The sequence below is a fragment of the Paenibacillus sp. PastF-3 genome, assembly GCF_029893135.1.
Lineage (GTDB): Bacteria > Bacillota > Bacilli > Paenibacillales > Paenibacillaceae > Paenibacillus_AQ > Paenibacillus_AQ nitricinens.
Map to the genome: position 1 here is coordinate 352,614 of NZ_JARXWM010000001.1, position 18,657 is coordinate 371,270.

Below are 18,657 nucleotides of genomic sequence, written 5' to 3' on the forward strand. Positions count from 1 at the left end.
ATGTCGCTACTGTATCAAGCTTCTAAGTATAAATGCTATAAATTACTTAGAAGCGAGGGGAAAGAATGAAACAGCAATTGTTTAACCACTGGTCAGAAACGAAGTATTTGAAGGATATTGTCACCAACCCAATGATTGAGGTAGGGGATTACTCGTATTACTCTGGTTATTACGATAGTCATCCTTTTGAAGACGGGTGCGTCAGATATCTTTGGGGAGATGAACCGTCAAGAAAGTTATTTAACCCGATCGAAGATTTTGGGTGGCATTTAGATAAATTGATTATAGGAAATTATGTTTGTATTGCAAGTGGTGTAATTATTTTAATGGGTGGAAATCACAATCATCATCCTGAATGGATTACCGTGTATCCCTTTTTAGACCAGATTGAAACCTCTTATGAACCCAAAGGGGATACGATCATAGAAAGTGATGCTTGGATTGGGATGAATGCAATGATAATGCCAGGTGTGAAAATAGGTGAAGGTGCTATTGTTGCGGCAGGTTCGGTTGTTGTAAAAGATGTTGCACCATATACAATAGTTGGTGGCAACCCTGCTAAAGAGATTAGGAAACGATTTGCAGATCGTGAAATCGAAAAGTTAAAGGAAATGCGTTGGTTCGATTGGAAACGTGAGAAAATCGAACAAGCTACATCTATCTTTTCAAGTTCATCGATTGATCAATTATATGAGTTTTATCTAAGGGAAATAACATCATAACACAATCACAACAGGCTGCCACAATTATTCGGCAGCCTGTTCTTTTATCAGATAAGGTAGTTTGATAATATTGTTATTTACCATATTAATCCTAATTAGTATGATAATATGAATGGGCGTAAGGCCTACTCTTTCATGGGGGGAGATAGATTCTGAAATATATTGAATTTGGTCTCGGCAATACATGGTTTATTAGAACTGAAACGGAGTTAGAGGATGGAAGTGAATTTGAAGAAAAAGGAATTGTGAAACCGGTAAGCTTCCGTTCGTTATATCTCAGGATTTGGATTGGCAAAACTGTAGTAATCTTAGACTTAAAGGAAGGTTTTAAAAAAAGTAAGAAAAGTTATAACGCGTTTAAGATTATTTTTGGTATAACAAGCCTCTAGAATAGAAGAGCATACATATAAGGACAAGATGGAGGAAACTATGGATAAAATATTAAATGAAATAGCCATTTTGATAAGCAGTGAGGAAAAAAGAGTTACTATTGGGATTTCGGGTCATGGTGCATCTGGAAAGACAACTTTTGCCCATAATCTTTTAAAGCTTCTGGGTCATGAGAATGTGAATTATATGAATACTGATCCCTATATTATCGGCTCTCATCTTAGAAAGTACACAATAATCGATTATGAATATAACAATGAACGTCATAGTAATAAAATGACAGCTTGTCATCCTTCTGCTCATAATATATCTGCTCTAGAGAGAGACATCCGAATGATGTGTGATGGTTTAGATTTTTATACAATAGACACGAATTATGTAAAGAGTACAATGATAGCTTCACAAAACAGAGTGAATATTGTAGAGGGCATGAGCGTTGCTTTTGCAGACCCAAATTTATTTGATCTGAAGGTTTACTTATATACGGATGGAGACACTGAATTGATGAGAAGGAGTATACGTGATGTCTCTGAAAGAGGAACAGACATCAAATATTTAAGAAAATCTCATGAAGACCGTAGAATTCAATATGAGTTATTCATGCATCCATTTCATCGAAACTTTGATATCGTTATAAAAAATTCCAAAGAAGGCTATATTCTTGAAAATGAATTCAGGAGGGAATTATGAATCTTGCAAATAAAGTAACAATCGCCAGAATATTATTAATCCCTATCTTTATAGTGATTTTCACAAAATATCCTGATTGGCCAGAGGGGATTTATTATGCAGCCATTGTTTTTTTACTGGCTTCTGCCACTGACAAACTAGATGGGTATATTGCTAGAAAGTATAATCAGGTTACGAACCTTGGAAAGTTACTTGATCCATTAGCGGATAAGTTGCTCATATCTGCTGCGTTGGTCTTGCTAGTCAGTCAGCATAGATTATACGCATGGGTAGCATTAATTATAGTAGCAAGGGAAGTGATCATTACAGGGATTAGGCTTGTCGCTGTCTCTCAGAAAATAGTGTTGCAAGCTGATCGATACGGAAAAATTAAAATGGTGTCTCAAGTGATTGCAATTACTGCTGTTATGTTAGACAATCATCCATTCGCTTTTATTACGAATATACCTATCGATCAAATCCTAATCTATTTTTCACTAGTCATAACTATCTATTCAGGATTTAACTACATAAGAAATAACTATCGTTTTTTAAAATTAGAGAGATGGGGATAAAAGTCCGCCATCACCCGCATGTTTAATTATAATTGTTTATTACCCTCGATATCTTTTCTGAGATGCTATACTTTTTAAGCAAAAAGCTGCCACACGGCAGCTTTTTTTGCGGTTTATGGAATTATCAATACTTAAACTAGTGGATACAACTCAACTTTACGTTCCCATTGCAGATTGTACAATAGAAATCACTATTCTCGCTCATTAACTACCATATACTGTACTTTGTGCAATCAAACTACGGGAAATGTGCTATAATGGGCAATTTTCATTGGATCGATTGTACAAAATACAACAGAAGTATCATTCAGCTCGATTTAAATAAGTTCTGTTGCACAAAATACAATGGCTAAGAACGATAATCTTAGAAGCCTATGCTCAAATCTGAACGATTGACAGAAAAGTGTATTACACGTATAGTACATAAATAAGATGTATGAACCACTTAGTACACACACTTAGTATATGGAGTTGGTTGTATGACAAAAGAACAAAAATCAGGTGTCAGCTTTAATATTCGAGAGCCGGTATATATTCAAGTTGTCCGTTACTTTAAAGAACAGATTGCTACAGGGCAAATCGGAGCAGGAGATAAGATTCCTTCACGGCGTGAACTGGCATCCGTAATGAAGATTAATGCGAACACGGCGCAGAAGGCGTATAAGGAAATGGAGGAACAGGGTTTGATCGTAACAGAAGGAAATTCCCCGAGCCGAATTACACAGGATCAGCAGATCCTAAGCTCGATTCGTGCTGAATTAATCGAAAGTGCAGTGGATATATTCATCGGTTCCATTCAGAATATTCAAATTCCAGTTGAAGAACTGGTAGAGATCATAAAGACAAAATATACATCGGAGCGAAAGTTATCTCCAGAGGGTGGTGACACAAGATGATCCAAGTGAATCAGATGGTGAAGAATTATGGATTCAAGAAGGTCCTAAATGGCGTTAGCTTCACAGCTGCCAAGGGAGAGATTACCTGCCTGATCGGAATCAATGGTGCCGGGAAGTCAACGGTGCTGAAGTCCATCATGGGACTGACACCATACAAAGGTGAAGTCTTAATCGATAATGCGTCACTAACCCCTGCGATGTATGAGAAAATCACCTTCATTCCAGATTCGTTAACGATGCCCTCCAATATGCGAATTGCTGACTGCTTGAGCTTTATGGCTGACTTTTATCGGAATTGGAACGCTGAACGTGCAGAGGAAATGCTTAAGTTCTTCCAACTGAGCTCTTCAGATCGCGTATCCTCATTGTCTAAGGGGATGGCTGCGAAGTTAAATTTGTTGCTCGGACTTGCCTTGGAATGTGATTACATCCTAATGGACGAACCGTTCTCGGGGATTGATATGTTCAGCCGCGAGCAAATAACTGATGTATTCACGAGCGAATTGATAGAGAATCGTGGTGTGATTATCACAACTCATGAAATTAACGATATTGAGCATTTAATTGATAAAGTAGTCTTACTGCAATATGGGAAGGTAGAACGTGAATTCTACTGTGAAGAAGTTCGCGAGCAGGAAGGTAAGTCCATTACGGACGTAATGAGAGAGGTGTACATGAAATGAGAGCTTTTGTGAAGCTATTGAATTTTGAAATGAACCGATTTGCCAAAATATATATTGGACTCATGGTGCTGACAGTCGCCTTGCAACTTGTAGCCGTCACCATTGGTGCTAATCATTGGCTTGATTCTGCCAATGAAACAATAAGAGTGAATCAATGGACGCTTGAGCAATATCACAATGTGAAAGGATATATTCAGCTAAACAGTATGATGTATGCTCGCTATAATGGATTGCTATATTTCGGACCCATATTTTTGAGCATAACAGTGTTGCTAATATATAGCTGCTTCATCTGGTACCGTGACTGGAGAGGTAAAAATACGGTAGTATATCGTCTGCTCACGTTGCCATCCAATCGGGCGAATTTATATTTTGCCAAACTGGTTACGATCTTGCTATTCGCATTTGGACTTGTCGCCCTGCAAATTATCCTTGTTCCACTGGAGCGTTTGATAGCACAGTCGATCCTTCCTGCTGAATTATATCGGAACATCTCGATATTTGATTATTTGAAGTATCCTACTATACTTAAAGTTCTGGTTCCGCCCTACTTTTCTGAGTTTTTACTATACTATGGACTGGGCATTACGGGCTTGATCGTCTTGTTCACAGCGATTCTAATGGAGCGAAGCTACAGACTGAAAGGGATGGGCTTTATCGTACTATACTTAGCGATTCTGGCTGGATTGGCCTCAATACCCTATCGCATGGGTTATAGCAGATACGATAGCTACTTCTATCCAAGAGAAATTATAGGCGTTTGTCTCGGACTAATAGTGATCATTGTTGGAGGTTCGCTTTGGTACAGCTTGTATCTATTGCGTAAGAAAATATCGGTATAATAGAAGGGGTATGGAGGTTAAGGAATGAGAAAATATATGCTTACCGCTGTTCTTGTAGTGTTCACGGTTGTTACAATCGGGACGTATTATGTACAGGCTTCACAAGAGACACCACCTATTTATAAGCTGACGACGGTTCAAGGGGATGCTTCCCTCGTTGAAGGTATAGCAGTATACGGAAATTACATGAGTAAGGATAGTGTTTTTGGTATCAAACGAGCTTATATCACTACAAAAGGTACAGATTATCCAGATGAAAAGTCTGCGACAAGCCAAAGCTTAAATCGAAGACCAATGAAAACGCAATTGGATCAGTGGATTGAAGAGCATCGTCAGTTCATGCGCGGTAAGACAAACACATCTGGTTTCTATGAGAATGAGGAAATGCTTGCTTATGTTAATGCGACAGTAGATACGAAACGATCAAATGATTCATCAGCGAAGAGAAATGCAAAGCTTAGTATTTCTGTACTCAACAAGCAGAAGAACAATACGTTTGAAATCACATCCGATATCAATGTAGATCGTGATATTTCAGATATGTATGTACAAAATGTACAGCTTATTGATCAGCAGCTTGTTGCTATGGTGTTTATGAATCACAGTGCCAAAGGTTATGTATCTGAACCGCAGATCCTCCGTGTCAATTTAACAACAAAAGAGATTAAGAATGAGCCGCTCGCGTTACCAGGCGGTAAATCTGTAGCAGCAGACGGGGATACTCAATACGCATGGTTAGCCAATCAAAATCTGGAGCACACTGAGCAATGGATTTTAAGGATTAGTAGAGATAATCATAGAAAGGTATATCAAGTGGATGTTAAGACAGGACAAATCTCGCCGCTCGCATTCCAAGGGCATGAAATGTTATTGAATAATATTATGAATGCCTATGGACAGAAAATTTATTTCCTGCAAAAAGCTGTATCGAGTAAGGAAAATATAGGATTCACAGTTATTTCTTACGATCTTGTGAGTAAAGAATATGAGACTACTCTGAAGAATACAAATATAGATTTAAGTGAAAACATTACCTATGCTTTTAAACAAGACCATCTCTATATTATAGGTTATAAGAATTTCAAAGGTAATCGTCTATATGTATTTAATTTGACAAGCGGTAACCTTGAGTACGAAGGAAAAGCAATATCAACAGAGGCCGCAAATCAGGCTGAAGATGAAGCTAACATGGATTTGAATTTTATCGATCTCGGTCAGTTCTAGCATAATTTTTAGAATAGAAAATTAGATATAAAGAGACATAAAGAAACAGAAAGAGATATAAAAAGGACAAAGGCCGAGCTAATGACTTCTAATAGTCAATTTCCTCGGCCTTTTAGTCGTGAAATATAAAACAGTCATTAAACACTATATTTCGATTAAAATATATTGTAAAACGATAAACTATATGTTAGATTCAATTTTGAAAATAACTTTGTGAGGTGTGTTTTATGAAACTTGGATCAACGCTTTTTTTAAGGATCGCTGTTGTTCTTATTGGGCTTCCAGTTCTTGCCTTGTGTATAATTTTTGTGCCTGCGATTTCGAATTATGCGGCAGAATTATATCCCGATCAAACCTATATTAAATATCTCTTGTACATTGTTTTGTATGCATCGGCGATACCTTTTTATTTTGCATTATATCAAGCATTTAAACTGTTAGGGTATATTGACAACAACAATGCGTTCTCAGAATTATCTGTAAAGATATTAAAAAACATCAGGAACTGTGCAATCTTAATCAGTGGAATTTATGTAGTAGGATTGCCGCTTTTCTATCTCGTCGCGGAGAGAGATGATGCCCCGGGGTTCTTTGTCATTGGGATGGTTGTGATTTTTGCTTCCATGGTGATTGCAGTGTTTGCTGCAGTGCTCCAAAAGCTTTTGAAGGAAGCTATTGATATAAAATCAGAAAATGACTTAACAGTCTGAGGAGAAAACAATGGCGATTATTATTAATATTGACGTGATGCTGGCTAAAAGAAAAATGAGCGTGACCGAGCTTTCGGAGCGGGTTGGAATAACAATGGCTAACCTGTCTATATTGAAAAATGGAAAGGCGAAAGCGGTTCGATTATCAACATTAGAGGCGATCTGCAAGGCTTTGGATTGTCAGCCTGGCGATATTTTAGAATACAAAAGTGACGAGGAGACTTAAGAAATAAATGAACGGTAGAGGCAGGGCTCTTTTCTCAATCTTTATGAGGAGGGGGCCTTTTTGATGTGCAATGATTGGAGGTGGGAAATAAAAGGGGGTGATATATTAAAGATAAAAAATAATTGTAATACAATTAAAATATATTGTAAAACGATATATTATGTGCTAGATTGAATCCAGAATATTAACTTTGTGAGGTGCAGTTTATGAAACGAGAAACACTCTTTTTGAAGATAGTTGTAATTCTTATTGGACTCCCGGTTCTTGCTTTGTGTATTTTTTGGTTACCTACGATTCCTAATAAGGCAGCTGGAGATTATCCCGTATATTTAGTTTATCCCCTTCTTATAGGAGTTTATGTAACGGTGATAGCCTATTTCGTAGCTTTATATCAGGCATTAAGACTTCTAAGCTACATTGACAAGAACAAAGCGTTCTCTGAACTATCTATTAAGGCTTTAAAAAATATAATTTACTGTGCAATCATCATCAGTATCTTATATGCGGCGGGTATGCCACTTATTTACGAAATGGCACAGGAAGCTGATGCACCAGGTCTAATTGTACTCGGACTTGTCATGACTTGTGCTCCAATTGTGATTGCGGTCTTTGCTGCTGTTCTTCAAAAGCTCTTGAAAAATGCCATAGAAATAAAATCAGAAAATGACTTAACAGTCTGAGGTGAATGTAATGGCGATTATTGTGAATATTGACGTGATGTTAGCTAAAAGAAAAATGAGCGTTACAGAGCTTACAGAAAGGGTTGGAATAACAATGGCCAATCTTTCTATATTGAAAAATGGAAAAGCAAAAGCGATTCGTTTATCGACGTTTGATGCGATTTGTAAAGCTTTAGAATGTCAGCCTGGAGATATTTTAGAATACCTAATGGACGAAGATGCTTAAATCGTAATGAGTAATCGACTCCGCAGATTAAAAAGATCAGCATTGCCTGGAAAGGAGAGAGAATCATTTGAAATCAATAACGCAGCTTTTGCATTTTGGCTATCATCAGGCGATGAGTTGCATATTTCCTATTGCGATCTTTGGGACTTTAGCTCTTTCTAACTTAATAGATCTGCCTTACATATACCGATATGATGCCATTCTTATTATATTGCTTATCGTTCAATATCTTATGTACCGTACTGGATTAGAGACGCTAGATGAAATTAAAGTCATCTGTGTATTTCACATTATAGGTTTGCTTCTGGAAATTTATAAGATAAGAATGGGGTCATGGTCATACCCTGAACCCGGGCTAACCAAGGTGTTTGGAGTGCCACTGTATAGCGGGTTTATGTATGCGAGCGTCGCGAGCTATATGTGTCAAATTTGGCGTAGACTGAAAATGGATATGACGGGTTGGCCGGGACTTGCTGCTGCGGGATCGCTCGGAGCAGCTATCTATCTTAACTTTTTCACGCATCACTTCATTCCTGATTTTCGCTGGTGGCTAAAGGGGCTTGTACTCATTGTTTTTTGGAAAACTTGGATCATTTATCGGGTACGAAACACTACTTATCGGATGCCCTTGACACTGGCTTTTTTCTTAGTAGGTTTCTTTATCTGGTTAGCTGAGAATATCGCTACATTCTTTAATGCTTGGAAATATCCTGATCAGAATCAGGTATGGCATGTGGTTAGTGTTAGTAAGATCAGTTCATGGTTCCTTCTGGTCATTATTAGTGTCATTATAGTTGCTCAGCTTAAACATGTTAAAGCTAACCGTAAAGCGAAAGAGTAGAGTATTGGCTTCAAAGGAAATAGTAGTACATGGAGTAAGAACAAATTAGTGTTGAGGAGGAGATGAGATGGAATATACAGATTTGAAAGAATTGCAGGATGTATTTTTCTTTGGTCTAATAGAGCCAGAGGTAAATCAACTAAGGTTATCTTTTTGTAAAAGCAAAGTTAGTGATATAGCTGAGCCACTTATGGATGGTGAGAAAAACTCTCCCATAATACAAGTTGATTTTCACTCCTATATTGCATATTCGATTAAAAATGAATTCTTTACTTCTTGGGATGATTACGAGGAATTTGACGGAAATACATTTAGGATTTATAAGAAATCAAGGTATCTTGATTTTATTTCTAATAGAATATTCGCATCAAAGGATTTTCCAAAACCATATAAGCACTATGGGATCTGTTGTATTGACCATGTCGTTGATATTATTTCAACATCGGAACCAGTTGTAAAGGAAATGAAATAGATTTGAATATCTTTCAAATGCAGCTTAAAAAGCCGATGGTGCACATTGATATGCTTGTCTTTTTTAACGATTAGAGTTATTATGGATTTTCAAAGTCGTTAATGGAGGTGCTGAATGAAATATTCCCAAGCGACAGACTATGCGCTTCATGCAATGCTTTATCTGGTGACGGCGGCGTCCGATAAGCCTGTAGGCGTTCAATTACTTGCTGAGAAGCTGGGTGTTTCGCAAACCTATCTGTCCAAAATGATGACCAAGCTAGTCAAGGCTGGATTGATTCAATCTGCACCCGGTGCAAACGGTGGGTATCGTCTCCGACGGAAGTCCGAAGAGATCTCTTTTCTGGATATTATCCATGCGATCGAAGGGACTGCATCTTTGTTCGAATGTAGCCTGGATCACGGTAGCGAGTGCTTGATTCAACAGGTTGTGATTGACGCTGAAAGACAGATGGAGCAGTACTTGGAGAACAAGAAAATTGCAGATTTGGCGAAAACAATGAAGACGGAGTAAAGATCCGTTCTTTTTTGGAAACAATTAAAGATAATATAAATCCGTAATGACTTTAATATAAAGGGGAATGAAATATGACGGAATTCTGGGAATCAAGCTTTATAGAAAAACAAACAATGTGGGGATTTGAACCTACAGACTCTGCGATCGCCACTAAGGACTTTTTCCTTGAGAGGAATGTTAAAGACATATTGGTACCAGGGATTGGATATGGCAGAAATGCAAAGGTTTTTATTGAGAGTGGGATAAATGTAACGGGTATTGAGATTTCTCAAACAGCGATTGATTTGGCGAGAGAAAATGGACTTGATATTAGCATTTTTCATGGTTCAGTGAATGACATGCCTTATGATAATAACCTCTATGAAGGAATATTTTGCCATGGCCTTATTCATTTGTTGAATAAAAATGAAAGAGAAAAGTTCATTAAGGATTGCTACAACCAGTTAAAGCCAGGTGGTTATATGATTTTTACAACAGTTTCGAAAAAAGCGCCTATGTTTGGAAAAGGTACTCTATTGGATAAAAATTATTACGAGACAGATTATGGCGTAAAAATATTTTTTTATGAGGCTGAATCCATTACACAAGAGTTTGAAACCTATGGACTAGTTGAGTTCTCTGAAATTGACGAGCCCCACAAGGACATGATCAATAAACCGTCGATAAACTTTTTAATGATAAAATGTAAGAAAGAACTATAGAAAAATTTGGACGTATCGAAGATAATATATCTCAAAAGAAAGCAGGTGTTATGAAGATGAGCAATATTATTGATTATTACTCTAGCTTTGACGAGTGGGGCAGGCTGGATAGAGAACCTTTAGAGTTCATAATTAATCTCCATTATATCAAGAAATATATGCCATCAGCTGGGAAGGTGCTGGATAATGGCGCAGGACCCGGTAAATACGCAATGGAACTGGCTAAGCTCGGATATACAGTAACCCTTTCAGATATCACACCTAAATTAGTTGAAGTAGCAACGAAAAAGGCAGCTGAACTAGAATTAACTGAGCAATTTGACGGGTTTTATAACTTAAATGCTATAGATTTAGAAGGAATACCTAATGAGAATTATGATGTTTCATTGATGCTTGGTCCTTTGTATCATTTGCAGAAGGAAGAGGAACGAATTTTAGCAGTAAAAGAGTTGCATCGCGTGACCAAGCAAGATGGCTTAGTATTTGTGGCTTTTCAAAGTCGAATGAGAATGACCATTAATTCGTTACAATCCCCGCAGCAATGGAAACCGAACGATAATATGAACACCATCAATGAATTCTATGAGAGTGGAATCTTTAATCATAGTGACAAGGGCCGGTTTACAGGTGCTTATTATTTTAACATTGATGAGATTCAGCCTTTCATGGAAAGGAATGGATTTGAGTCGATAGATTTAATTGGTTCATCAAGCATTGCAGCCATGTTATCTGCAGAGCAGCAACAGTATTGGACTCACCAAGAGGGGGAAGAGAGCTTGATTAACTTTCTCATATACAAAGCAAATGATCCTTCAATCTTGGGCATCTCATCACACTTGTTATACATCGGTAAAAGAAAATAAAAAAGAGCGTCAGTTTCTTAACTGGCGCTCTAAATTTTATAAATGACTGATTACCTTACAGATGTAGTGTGTAGCGGTTCGCTTTACTCAACCCGCGGATCATTTCGATTTCCTCTGAAGACAGTGGGGCTGACTTAGCAGCCGTTACATTATTCTTCAATTGCTCCATACTACTCGCTCCAGGGATAATAACCGCCACAGACGGATGACCAAGCGGATAATGAAGCGCCGTTTGTGCTAGGGGGCGTGAGTGACTCGTTTCCTGCACAAGCTGATTATGCAACTTCAGAAGCTCCTCACTACTGTAATCTAAGTACTTCTTCTCTGCCTTGCTGCGGCCATTCTCCGAAAGGATGCCACCCGCCAAAGGACCCCGGGCAATAAGACTGATCCCATGCTCGGCCAGCAGAGGGAGAATTTCTTCCTCAGGACGTCGATCTAAAATGCTGTATTGACTCATTACACTGACTATATTTGATTTTTTTACATATTCTCTAATCACATTAGGTCGAATAGAAGAGATCCCATAATATCGGATTAGCCCCTCTTGCTTAAGTTCTTCAAAGGCTTCAATAGTCTCATCCATCGGATCATCAATTGTTCCGCCATGCAGCTGATACAGATCGATATAATCCGTTTGGAGGCGTCTTAGGCTGTCTTTGACTGCGGATTTAATATAGGATTTTGATGGATCCCAGCTCCAGCCTTCTTGACCTGGAATTCTGCGGTTACCCACTTTTGTGCTCAATATCACCTCACCGCGGCGGTGGCGAATCGCCTTACCAATGATCTCTTCATTACGACCCTCATCATACAGATCGGCTGTATCTAAAAAGTTAATGCCTTGATCGAGCGCTTCATGGACGATGGAAATGGCTTTTGCCTCATCCGTACCTAAGGACATGCATCCGAGTCCTACTTCACTTACATATAAATCAGACTGGCCCAAGCGATTTTTATTCATAGGGTGTTCCTTTCTAATTCCGTTGTTTGTTATATTATAACGCCTTAAAGCATCGAATTCGAATGTAAAAGAATGATTTCCTTTGACATTATAACCTAGAAGCATTATCGTCATAGCATATGTTATTTACTAGATGATGATGGATAGGGAGAGACTTGAACATATGGAACAAGCAATGTTTGCAGGTGGTTGCTTTTGGTGCATGGTTACACCGTTCGAGGAGTTACCAGGTATCCAAGGGATTGTATCGGGATATGCTGGAGGACTAACCGAGAACCCAACGTACGAAGAAGTCAAAACAGGAACAACAGGACATTACGAGGTGGTACAAATTACGTTTGATCCAGCGCTTTTTTCATACGAGAAGCTGCTTGAATTATATTGGCCTCAGATTGATCCCACGGATGACGATGGACAATTTCAGGATAGAGGGACACAATACCGGACAGCCATCTTTTACTATAATGAAGAACAACGTTTAGCAGCCCTTGCCACGAAGGAGCAGGTTGCTGTGAGTGGCAGATTCTCAGGTCCTGTCGTGACGGAAATCCTTCCAGCGCCAACCTTTTATCGGGCGGAAGAATATCATCAGGACTATCATCACAAGAATCCCAAGCATTATAAAGAGGATCGTGAGCAATCCGGACGGGATACCTTTATCGCGAAACACTGGTAATCGTAGAAACGGAATTTCTAAAGAAAAAGAGCATGGAGCATCCTAAGTCTTTCGTGGCTTACAGGTGCTCTTTTTGCATCATATACAAATTTTATATATTTTAAATTCTACATACTTTCTACACATTTATAGACTAAACTACTCTAAATCAAGCGAGAAATTCAAAATGGAGGGTTTAGGATGAAAAAAATCATACCCATAGTTGCTGTTACATTGCTTTTAAGTGCAGTGTTAGCTGGCTGTCAATCGAGCAATAACTCCCCATCTGGATCAGATAAGAAAGCTTCTATATCGTCAGTGGATCAACCGTGGATCGCAACAAAAAACACGACTCGTATAAATACATCTGACCCTACTGAGGCAGCAATTATTGTTTCACAAACCCTTTGGACTGCACAGACGAAGAACAACAGACCTTCAAGTGTAGTATTAACGGATGTAAGCCATTGGCAGATTGCCGCAGTTAGTGCGGATTTGATCCATCATCCGAATAATGGCCCTATTCTTTTTACAACTAAAGAGGGTGTTCCTGAGGCAACGATAGCAGAGCTTAAGCGATTGAATCCTTTAGGCGCAGAAGGTAATAATGGTGTACAAGTAGTGCTCGTCGGACCCATGGCTTCCAATGTCGAAGAACAATTAAAGACACTGGATCTGAAAGTAGACCGAATTGAAGGGGACGAGCCGGCAGCTATAGCACAAGCCATTGATACTTATTATGCAAAAGCTTCCGGTGAACTTCCAAAGGCAGTCATTGTAGGTTCTATGGATAGTCCTGAGTACACACTGCCTGCAGTGAATTGGATCGCCCATATGCCAGAGCCGCTTCTCTATGTAACAAAAGATGAAATTCCAGGCCCTACGGTTAATGCTTTGAAAGAGCGTGGAGGTTCGGCTACGATTTATATCTTAGGACCTGAAAAAGTTGTATCTACAGCAGTAGAAAAGCAATTACAGGAATTCGGCACAGTAACCCGTATAGCTGGAAAAGACATTTATGAGAATGCCATTGCTTTTGCTACTTTTAAGGACGCCAGCAACGGTTTCGGCTGGGGCATAACGACGCCTGGCCATAATTTGTCTTTGTTGACTACCGACTCAACGATGCTGGCGATCGCCGCTGCACCTTTTTCTCATTTAGGGAAACATGCACCGCTTATCTTTACTGAAAAAGACGGGTTGCCAGATTCCGTGATGGAATATATGATGACCCTTCAACCTAAATTTCAAGATTCGCCAGCAGAAGGTCCTTATAACCATACTTGGTTAACAGGGGACATCAATACCATCAAAGAGAGTGCCCAAAGCGAAATCGATGATATGCTGGAAATCTCTCCGGCTGCAGGCGGCAATTCCCATTCCAGTCACTAGGCAATGAAGAGGGTGAATGACTTGAATAAGCTCCAGGTACTGATCGTTGATGATGAATGGAATATGCGAAATTTAATTCGGATTTATTTAACAAAAGAAGGAATAACGACTAGAGAAGCGTCAACGGGGCATGAGGCACTCACTTTGCTGAAACAACATAACTTTGATCTAATCCTGCTGGATGTGATGATGCCAGATATGGATGGCTGGCAAGTCTGTAAAACCGTTAGAGAGGTAAGCTCTGTCCCCGTTCTAATGCTGACAGCTCGTTCGGAAACTAAGGACAAGGTTCGTGGTCTCGGCATAGGAGCGGATGATTATCTCACCAAACCGTTCGAGTCAGAGGAATTAGTGGCAAGAATTTATTCTTTGGTACGGCGTTCAATGCTTACATCGACCCAACAACCTCAGAAAAAGGTTCTGAGCTACCCTGAGCTAGCGATTTACCCGGATGCTCGTGAGGTGTATATTCTGGATACAGCGGTTGAATTTACACTCAAGGAATTTGATCTGCTAACGGCCTTGGCGCAAAATACGCACCGTGTCTTTACGAGAGAAGAACTAGTGGAGCGTTTATGGGGCAACGATTATGAGGGTGAGAACCGTGTCATCGACACGCATATTAAGAATATCCGCGAGAAATTACATAAGGCGGGTCTCTCTTATAATCCTGTTCAAACGGTATGGGGGTTAGGTTATAAATTTGAGATCCCAGGTAATCATCTATGAAGAATAATATGATCGGACTGAAGCTCGGGTCGGTTATTATGTCTGTTTTTTTAGTTGTTTTGCTAATTCTTGGGATAACGATAGACCGAATGTTTACCAGCTTTTATTATAACGAGATGCAAAAAGAAACTGAGGAGTTAACCTCGCATTTTATCGGAATGGCTGAATCACCGGATAGTTCAAACGAGCAGATGATGAGTGCTTTTGCAGAATTTTCGGACGTGAGTATATTTAATATTTCAAAAGACGGTAGTGTCATTCTCCATTCGGGTGTTCATGACCGCGCAGATCGTTCATTCATCAATGCTTCGGATATTAGTCGGATATTTGCCGGAAAAAGTGTGAATTTTGAGTATACAGATCCTACCGGACACAGATATTTCATCACTGGAAAACCAATTTCAAATGGTCAAACTATCCAGTCTGCACTATATGTAATGTCCTCTACAGAGAACATGAAGCAATCCTTGGCTTCTATCCGTAATCTGCTGTTGCTCGCAGGAATTGGGGCCTTTATATTGGCACTAGGGATCACGGGAATCATTAGTTTATTGTTATCCAGGCCGCTGATCAAGATGCAGAAGGCGACTAGAAAAATTGCTGCCGGTGAATTGGAAACGAGACTTTCCATACGGAGTAACGATGAAATCGGGTTTTTGGCAGGAGCTATTAACGACCTTGCTGTAGATCTGCAAAGATACAGGGATACGCGTCAGGAATTCTTAGCCAACATTTCTCATGAACTACGAACACCCATCACTTATTTGAAGGGGTATACCAAGGTTGTAAAGGATGGACTTTATGAGACCGAAGGGGAACGAGATCTGTATTTGGATATTATCCACCAGGAAGCGCATCGGCTTGAGCATCTGGTAGAAGATTTATTTGAACTGGCAAAGATGGAAGAAGGTAAAATCACACTTACGCTGGACTGGATAGATCTTAAGTACATGACAGAACAAGCGGTACGAAGAGTGGAATTGAAGGCTAAAGAAAAGGGACTTCTGCTGAATATTACGTATCATGGAGATTCGTGTAGGGTTCGTGGAGATGAAAAGCGTATGGAACAGATTATGATGAATCTTCTGGAGAATGCGATCCGCTATACGGATGCAGGTGAGATTACTGTCCATGTAGATGAGGATGTCGATGGGGACTCCGTTTTATTTATTGTGGAAGATACCGGTATAGGTATTCCTGAGGTAGAACTACCCTATGTCTTTGAACGATTCTACAGAGTTGAGAAATCACGATCCAGGCAATATGGTGGAACAGGACTTGGACTATCCATTGTTAAAAAGCTTGTGGAATTACACGGCGGTAAGATTCGAATTACAAGTCAGCCTGGCATTGGAACTCGTTGCGAGGTGCAGCTGCCTAGATTACCATTCGTCGAAAAGTAAGAGCCGAAAAAGACTTCGCGTATTTACGCGAAGTCTCTTTTTATGTGCAATCTACTAAACTATTTTGCTGGCTCAAGCTCTTCAAGTGCCCACTCACAAAATTGTATAGAACTCTCCATATCAAGCACTCGTTTACGGATGAGTAAATAACGTCCAAAAGTCGAAGCTTTTAACTCACGAGTCTCCCTTCGTTCATCACGTAAGACATCGTTGGCTTTCAGCAAGATCTTGTAACGTTCTAGCTCGCTTTTACAAAACGCCGCACGTTGCTGCAGAAGGGCCTTTGCTTCCTCTGGTTTGGAGAGCCATAAACTATACAGCTTAAAATGTAGCTCGTCCCGTAGAACTGGAGGTTCAGCTGGGGTTTCCACCCAATTACGTAATTGCTCTAGTCCTGCCTCTGTAATGGAGTACTCCTTCTTGTCCGGCTTATCGGATTGCTCAATAAGCTGATATGAAATGTATCCTTGCTGCTCCATGCTCATTAGAAGAGGGTAGATTTGACTATGTCCGGCCCGCCATAACGGTTTGATATTCTGAGTTAATTCATATCCAGACAACGGGTTAGCAGTAAGTAAAGCTAGAAGTCCGTAAGACAGTGTATTCATTACTCTGATACCCTCCAGTTATTATAAATCCGTTTATATTGTGAATTTTGGGGATATGTCAAGATTGACATATTATCCATACAATTATAACATTATTTAAGTTAATTGATATATGTAAAAGTAGACATATGAAAAGATATAGGAGGGTTAGCGTGGACGTTAAACAAGAAAGTAAAATTCTCTTTTGGCCTATAATGATTGCCATATTCTTCGGAAATTTCGTCTCTGTTTTAAGTACAACAACTATCAACATTGCTGTTCCTCTTTTAATGAATCATTTCCATTCGAGCCTGAACACTATGCAATGGATGGTCACAGGTTTTATGCTAGCTACGGGTGTAACTGCACCGCTTGCCGGTTATCTTGGAGGCAGATTCAGCTATAAGCGACTTTATTTATTCGCCTTGACGGGATTCACCATATTCTCCTTACTCTGTGCAATAGCCTGGAATCCTACAACTTTGATTGTATTTCGGATGCTTCAAGGCTCTTGCAGCGGGCTGATTATGGCCTGTACGATGACGATTATATTCCAAGTGATTCCAGCTGAACGCAGACCTTTTGCCGTGAGCTTGTGGTCACTGTCCGCGATGGTTGCCCCAGCTATAGGGCCGACATTTAGCGGATGGTTACTTCAGTATGCAAGCTGGCACTGGTTATTTTTAATTAACATTCCCATTGGGATCATTGCTATTATTCTGACCGTAACGTTAATTCCTTACTATCGAATGAATGTTCCGAAGTCATTTGATATTCCCGGATTCCTTACCGTTGTACTGGGGAGTTTATCATTGCTAACCGCATTTAGCCAAGGTAACAGCTGGGGATGGGGTTCATGGAAGACTATTTTATTAATACTTGTGGGGATAGCTCTTCTAGTTTACTTTGTCTTGCACGAGCTCAAGACGGAAGTACCGTTGCTGAATTTACGTGTCTTCCGAAATCGCCGCTTTACTGCCATGCTAAGTATCTATAGTCTGGTGACGATAGCGATGTATGCTGGAACCTATTTAACACCATTGTTCTTACAGACGGTAGAAGGAGCAACAACACTAAAGACCGGGCTTATCTTATTACCATCTTCGATCCTCCTTGCATTGTTAAGCCCAATTGTGGGTAAGCTGTATCCGAAGTTCGGACCTGTGAAGTTAATTTCTGCTGGTATTTTATTTATTTTCATCGGTTTATTCATGATGAGCCGGCTGCATACGAACGTTTCTTACAGCTTTGTGATGTGGGCGATGGTCGTTCGCAATTTAGGGATTGGATTAGCTAACGTCCCGAGCAGCACTGCGTCTATGGAGGAAATTCCAGTCGAATGGTCAGGTCATGCCACATCGATCAACAACTGGGTTCGGAATGTGTTAAGCTCACTTGGGATTGCGGTGTTCACTTCTATTTTGTCCACAAGATCCATACTGCACTCTAAAGAATTGATCAATTCAGGTGCAGATAATGCAGATACGATAAGATTATTATCGTTTACCATGGGTGTGAATGATGTATTCGTAGTCGGCTCAATCATCGTGTTGCTTGGATTACCACTTATGTTTTTATTGCGCAAGAAGCGTAGTGTGATTTCTGTTCAGAGTGCGGGATAACCTTCGCTTCACATTAGAAAAGCAGACCAAGGGCTAAACCTTGATCTGCTTTTTTATGTTTTATACCCT

24 protein-coding genes are annotated in these 18,657 nt (G+C 39.6%); 22 read left to right on the plus strand and 2 right to left on the minus strand.

From position 1 onward, the window contains the following. Positions 1–65 precede the first annotated feature (65 nt). The 17 genes from M2444_RS01745 to M2444_RS01825 all read left to right on the plus strand — a co-directional run bounded on the left by M2444_RS01745 (position 66) and on the right by M2444_RS01825 (position 11,236). Complete coding sequence (locus M2444_RS01745) at positions 66–722, plus strand: CatB-related O-acetyltransferase (protein ID WP_094869849.1); 657 nt, start codon at positions 66–68, stop codon at positions 720–722. Between the two features lie 152 nt (positions 723–874). Next, positions 875–1,111 (plus strand): DUF3977 family protein, encoded by a 237-nt coding sequence (locus M2444_RS01750; protein ID WP_280786332.1) that lies wholly within the window; start codon positions 875–877, stop codon positions 1,109–1,111. Positions 1,112–1,151: 40 nt separating this feature from the next. Continuing rightward, complete coding sequence (locus M2444_RS01755; RefSeq protein WP_280786081.1) at positions 1,152–1,802, plus strand: uridine kinase family protein; 651 nt, start codon at positions 1,152–1,154, stop codon at positions 1,800–1,802. Continuing rightward, complete coding sequence (gene pgsA / locus M2444_RS01760; RefSeq protein ID WP_280786082.1) at positions 1,799–2,356, plus strand: CDP-diacylglycerol--glycerol-3-phosphate 3-phosphatidyltransferase; 558 nt, start codon at positions 1,799–1,801, stop codon at positions 2,354–2,356. The genes M2444_RS01755 and pgsA overlap by 4 nt, the downstream gene beginning before the upstream one ends. A gap of 479 nt (positions 2,357–2,835) precedes the next feature. Beyond that, positions 2,836–3,252 carry a GntR family transcriptional regulator gene (locus M2444_RS01765; protein WP_094869853.1) on the plus strand — a complete coding sequence of 139 codons (417 nt, stop codon included), beginning with the start codon at positions 2,836–2,838 and terminating at the stop codon, positions 3,250–3,252. Continuing rightward, entirely contained in the window at positions 3,249–3,935 is a 687-nt protein-coding gene (locus M2444_RS01770; RefSeq protein WP_094869854.1) for an ATP-binding cassette domain-containing protein, read from the plus strand. Before M2444_RS01765 ends, M2444_RS01770 begins: the two co-directional genes overlap by 4 nt. Continuing rightward, positions 3,932–4,777: a hypothetical protein gene (locus tag M2444_RS01775; RefSeq protein ID WP_280786083.1), complete on the plus strand. Its 846-nt coding sequence runs from the start codon at positions 3,932–3,934 to the stop codon at positions 4,775–4,777. Before M2444_RS01770 ends, M2444_RS01775 begins: the two co-directional genes overlap by 4 nt. A 24-nt stretch (positions 4,778–4,801) precedes the next feature. After that, positions 4,802–6,001 carry a hypothetical protein gene (locus M2444_RS01780; RefSeq protein ID WP_280786084.1) on the plus strand — a complete coding sequence of 400 codons (1,200 nt, stop codon included), beginning with the start codon at positions 4,802–4,804 and terminating at the stop codon, positions 5,999–6,001. A gap of 227 nt (positions 6,002–6,228) precedes the next feature. Next, the gene (locus tag M2444_RS01785) at positions 6,229–6,711 is read left to right on the plus strand and encodes a DUF2975 domain-containing protein (protein WP_280786085.1); all 483 of its coding nucleotides are present in this window, start codon (positions 6,229–6,231) and stop codon (positions 6,709–6,711) included. 10 nt (positions 6,712–6,721) lie between these two features. Further along, on the plus strand, positions 6,722–6,937 hold the full coding sequence (locus M2444_RS01790; RefSeq protein WP_042127458.1) for a helix-turn-helix domain-containing protein: 216 nt from the start codon (positions 6,722–6,724) through the stop codon (positions 6,935–6,937). Between the two features lie 206 nt (positions 6,938–7,143). Continuing rightward, positions 7,144–7,617 carry a DUF2975 domain-containing protein gene (locus M2444_RS01795; protein ID WP_280786086.1) on the plus strand — a complete coding sequence of 158 codons (474 nt, stop codon included), beginning with the start codon at positions 7,144–7,146 and terminating at the stop codon, positions 7,615–7,617. Between the two features lie 10 nt (positions 7,618–7,627). Next, positions 7,628–7,843 (plus strand): helix-turn-helix domain-containing protein, encoded by a 216-nt coding sequence (locus M2444_RS01800; protein ID WP_042187934.1) that lies wholly within the window; start codon positions 7,628–7,630, stop codon positions 7,841–7,843. 67 nt (positions 7,844–7,910) lie between these two features. Continuing rightward, positions 7,911–8,684 (plus strand): DUF817 domain-containing protein, encoded by a 774-nt coding sequence (locus tag M2444_RS01805; protein ID WP_280786087.1) that lies wholly within the window; start codon positions 7,911–7,913, stop codon positions 8,682–8,684. Between the two features lie 67 nt (positions 8,685–8,751). Next, the gene (locus M2444_RS01810; protein WP_094869860.1) at positions 8,752–9,156 is read left to right on the plus strand and encodes a hypothetical protein; all 405 of its coding nucleotides are present in this window, start codon (positions 8,752–8,754) and stop codon (positions 9,154–9,156) included. Between the two features lie 114 nt (positions 9,157–9,270). Beyond that, positions 9,271–9,669 carry an RrF2 family transcriptional regulator gene (locus M2444_RS01815; RefSeq protein ID WP_042127470.1) on the plus strand — a complete coding sequence of 133 codons (399 nt, stop codon included), beginning with the start codon at positions 9,271–9,273 and terminating at the stop codon, positions 9,667–9,669. A gap of 74 nt (positions 9,670–9,743) precedes the next feature. Beyond that, positions 9,744–10,373 carry a class I SAM-dependent methyltransferase gene (locus M2444_RS01820; protein WP_094869861.1) on the plus strand — a complete coding sequence of 210 codons (630 nt, stop codon included), beginning with the start codon at positions 9,744–9,746 and terminating at the stop codon, positions 10,371–10,373. Positions 10,374–10,429: 56 nt separating this feature from the next. Beyond that, positions 10,430–11,236, plus strand: a complete 807-nt coding sequence (locus tag M2444_RS01825) for a class I SAM-dependent methyltransferase (protein WP_280786088.1) — start codon at positions 10,430–10,432, stop codon at positions 11,234–11,236. A 55-nt stretch (positions 11,237–11,291) separates the two neighbouring features. Here M2444_RS01825 and M2444_RS01830 read toward each other — a convergent pair whose 3' ends face one another. Continuing rightward, a complete protein-coding gene (locus M2444_RS01830; protein WP_094876099.1) occupies positions 11,292–12,200 on the minus strand; it encodes an aldo/keto reductase in 909 nt (302 codons plus the stop codon). Between the two features lie 163 nt (positions 12,201–12,363). On the opposite strand from M2444_RS01830, the gene msrA reads away from it, so the two are divergent. The 4 genes from msrA to M2444_RS01850 all read left to right on the plus strand — a co-directional run bounded on the left by msrA (position 12,364) and on the right by M2444_RS01850 (position 16,379). Beyond that, positions 12,364–12,876, plus strand: a complete 513-nt coding sequence (msrA, locus tag M2444_RS01835; protein ID WP_094876100.1) for a peptide-methionine (S)-S-oxide reductase MsrA — start codon at positions 12,364–12,366, stop codon at positions 12,874–12,876. A gap of 180 nt (positions 12,877–13,056) precedes the next feature. Then, complete coding sequence (locus M2444_RS01840) at positions 13,057–14,247, plus strand: cell wall-binding repeat-containing protein (protein ID WP_280786089.1); 1,191 nt, start codon at positions 13,057–13,059, stop codon at positions 14,245–14,247. A gap of 21 nt (positions 14,248–14,268) precedes the next feature. Beyond that, entirely contained in the window at positions 14,269–14,976 is a 708-nt protein-coding gene (locus M2444_RS01845; RefSeq protein ID WP_280786090.1) for a response regulator transcription factor, read from the plus strand. Then, positions 14,973–16,379, plus strand: a complete 1,407-nt coding sequence (locus M2444_RS01850; protein WP_280786091.1) for a sensor histidine kinase — start codon at positions 14,973–14,975, stop codon at positions 16,377–16,379. The genes M2444_RS01845 and M2444_RS01850 overlap by 4 nt, the downstream gene beginning before the upstream one ends. Before the next feature lie 59 nt (positions 16,380–16,438). Here the strand turns inward: M2444_RS01850 and M2444_RS01855 are convergent, their stop codons facing one another. Continuing rightward, complete coding sequence (locus M2444_RS01855) at positions 16,439–16,987, minus strand: PadR family transcriptional regulator (RefSeq protein WP_280786092.1); 549 nt, start codon at positions 16,985–16,987, stop codon at positions 16,439–16,441. Between the two features lie 152 nt (positions 16,988–17,139). On the opposite strand from M2444_RS01855, the gene M2444_RS01860 reads away from it, so the two are divergent. Then, positions 17,140–18,588, plus strand: coding sequence for an MDR family MFS transporter (locus M2444_RS01860; RefSeq protein WP_280786093.1), 1,449 nt, complete (start codon positions 17,140–17,142; stop codon positions 18,586–18,588). Positions 18,589–18,657: the final 69 nt, after the last annotated feature.

Excerpts from the sequence above, each read along its gene's own strand:
- M2444_RS01745 (WP_094869849.1), top strand. The coding sequence starts at position 66 with ATGAAACAGCAATTGTTTAACCACTGGTCAGAAACGAAGTATTTGAAG.
- M2444_RS01755 (WP_280786081.1), top strand. The coding sequence starts at position 1,152 with ATGGATAAAATATTAAATGAAATAGCCATTTTGATAAGCAGTGAGGAA.
- pgsA (WP_280786082.1), top strand. The coding sequence starts at position 1,799 with ATGAATCTTGCAAATAAAGTAACAATCGCCAGAATATTATTAATCCCT.
- M2444_RS01765 (WP_094869853.1), top strand. The coding sequence starts at position 2,836 with ATGACAAAAGAACAAAAATCAGGTGTCAGCTTTAATATTCGAGAGCCG.
- M2444_RS01770 (WP_094869854.1), top strand. The coding sequence starts at position 3,249 with ATGATCCAAGTGAATCAGATGGTGAAGAATTATGGATTCAAGAAGGTC.
- M2444_RS01775 (WP_280786083.1), top strand. The coding sequence starts at position 3,932 with ATGAGAGCTTTTGTGAAGCTATTGAATTTTGAAATGAACCGATTTGCC.
- M2444_RS01780 (WP_280786084.1), top strand. The coding sequence starts at position 4,802 with ATGAGAAAATATATGCTTACCGCTGTTCTTGTAGTGTTCACGGTTGTT.
- M2444_RS01785 (WP_280786085.1), top strand. The coding sequence starts at position 6,229 with ATGAAACTTGGATCAACGCTTTTTTTAAGGATCGCTGTTGTTCTTATT.
- M2444_RS01790 (WP_042127458.1), top strand. The coding sequence starts at position 6,722 with ATGGCGATTATTATTAATATTGACGTGATGCTGGCTAAAAGAAAAATG.
- M2444_RS01795 (WP_280786086.1), top strand. The coding sequence starts at position 7,144 with ATGAAACGAGAAACACTCTTTTTGAAGATAGTTGTAATTCTTATTGGA.
- M2444_RS01800 (WP_042187934.1), top strand. The coding sequence starts at position 7,628 with ATGGCGATTATTGTGAATATTGACGTGATGTTAGCTAAAAGAAAAATG.
- M2444_RS01810 (WP_094869860.1), top strand. The coding sequence starts at position 8,752 with ATGGAATATACAGATTTGAAAGAATTGCAGGATGTATTTTTCTTTGGT.
- M2444_RS01815 (WP_042127470.1), top strand. The coding sequence starts at position 9,271 with ATGAAATATTCCCAAGCGACAGACTATGCGCTTCATGCAATGCTTTAT.
- M2444_RS01820 (WP_094869861.1), top strand. The coding sequence starts at position 9,744 with ATGACGGAATTCTGGGAATCAAGCTTTATAGAAAAACAAACAATGTGG.
- M2444_RS01825 (WP_280786088.1), top strand. The coding sequence starts at position 10,430 with ATGAGCAATATTATTGATTATTACTCTAGCTTTGACGAGTGGGGCAGG.
- M2444_RS01830 (WP_094876099.1), bottom strand. The coding sequence starts at position 12,200 with ATGAATAAAAATCGCTTGGGCCAGTCTGATTTATATGTAAGTGAAGTA.
- msrA (WP_094876100.1), top strand. The coding sequence starts at position 12,364 with ATGGAACAAGCAATGTTTGCAGGTGGTTGCTTTTGGTGCATGGTTACA.
- M2444_RS01840 (WP_280786089.1), top strand. The coding sequence starts at position 13,057 with ATGAAAAAAATCATACCCATAGTTGCTGTTACATTGCTTTTAAGTGCA.
- M2444_RS01850 (WP_280786091.1), top strand. The coding sequence starts at position 14,973 with ATGAAGAATAATATGATCGGACTGAAGCTCGGGTCGGTTATTATGTCT.
- M2444_RS01855 (WP_280786092.1), bottom strand. The coding sequence starts at position 16,987 with ATGAATACACTGTCTTACGGACTTCTAGCTTTACTTACTGCTAACCCG.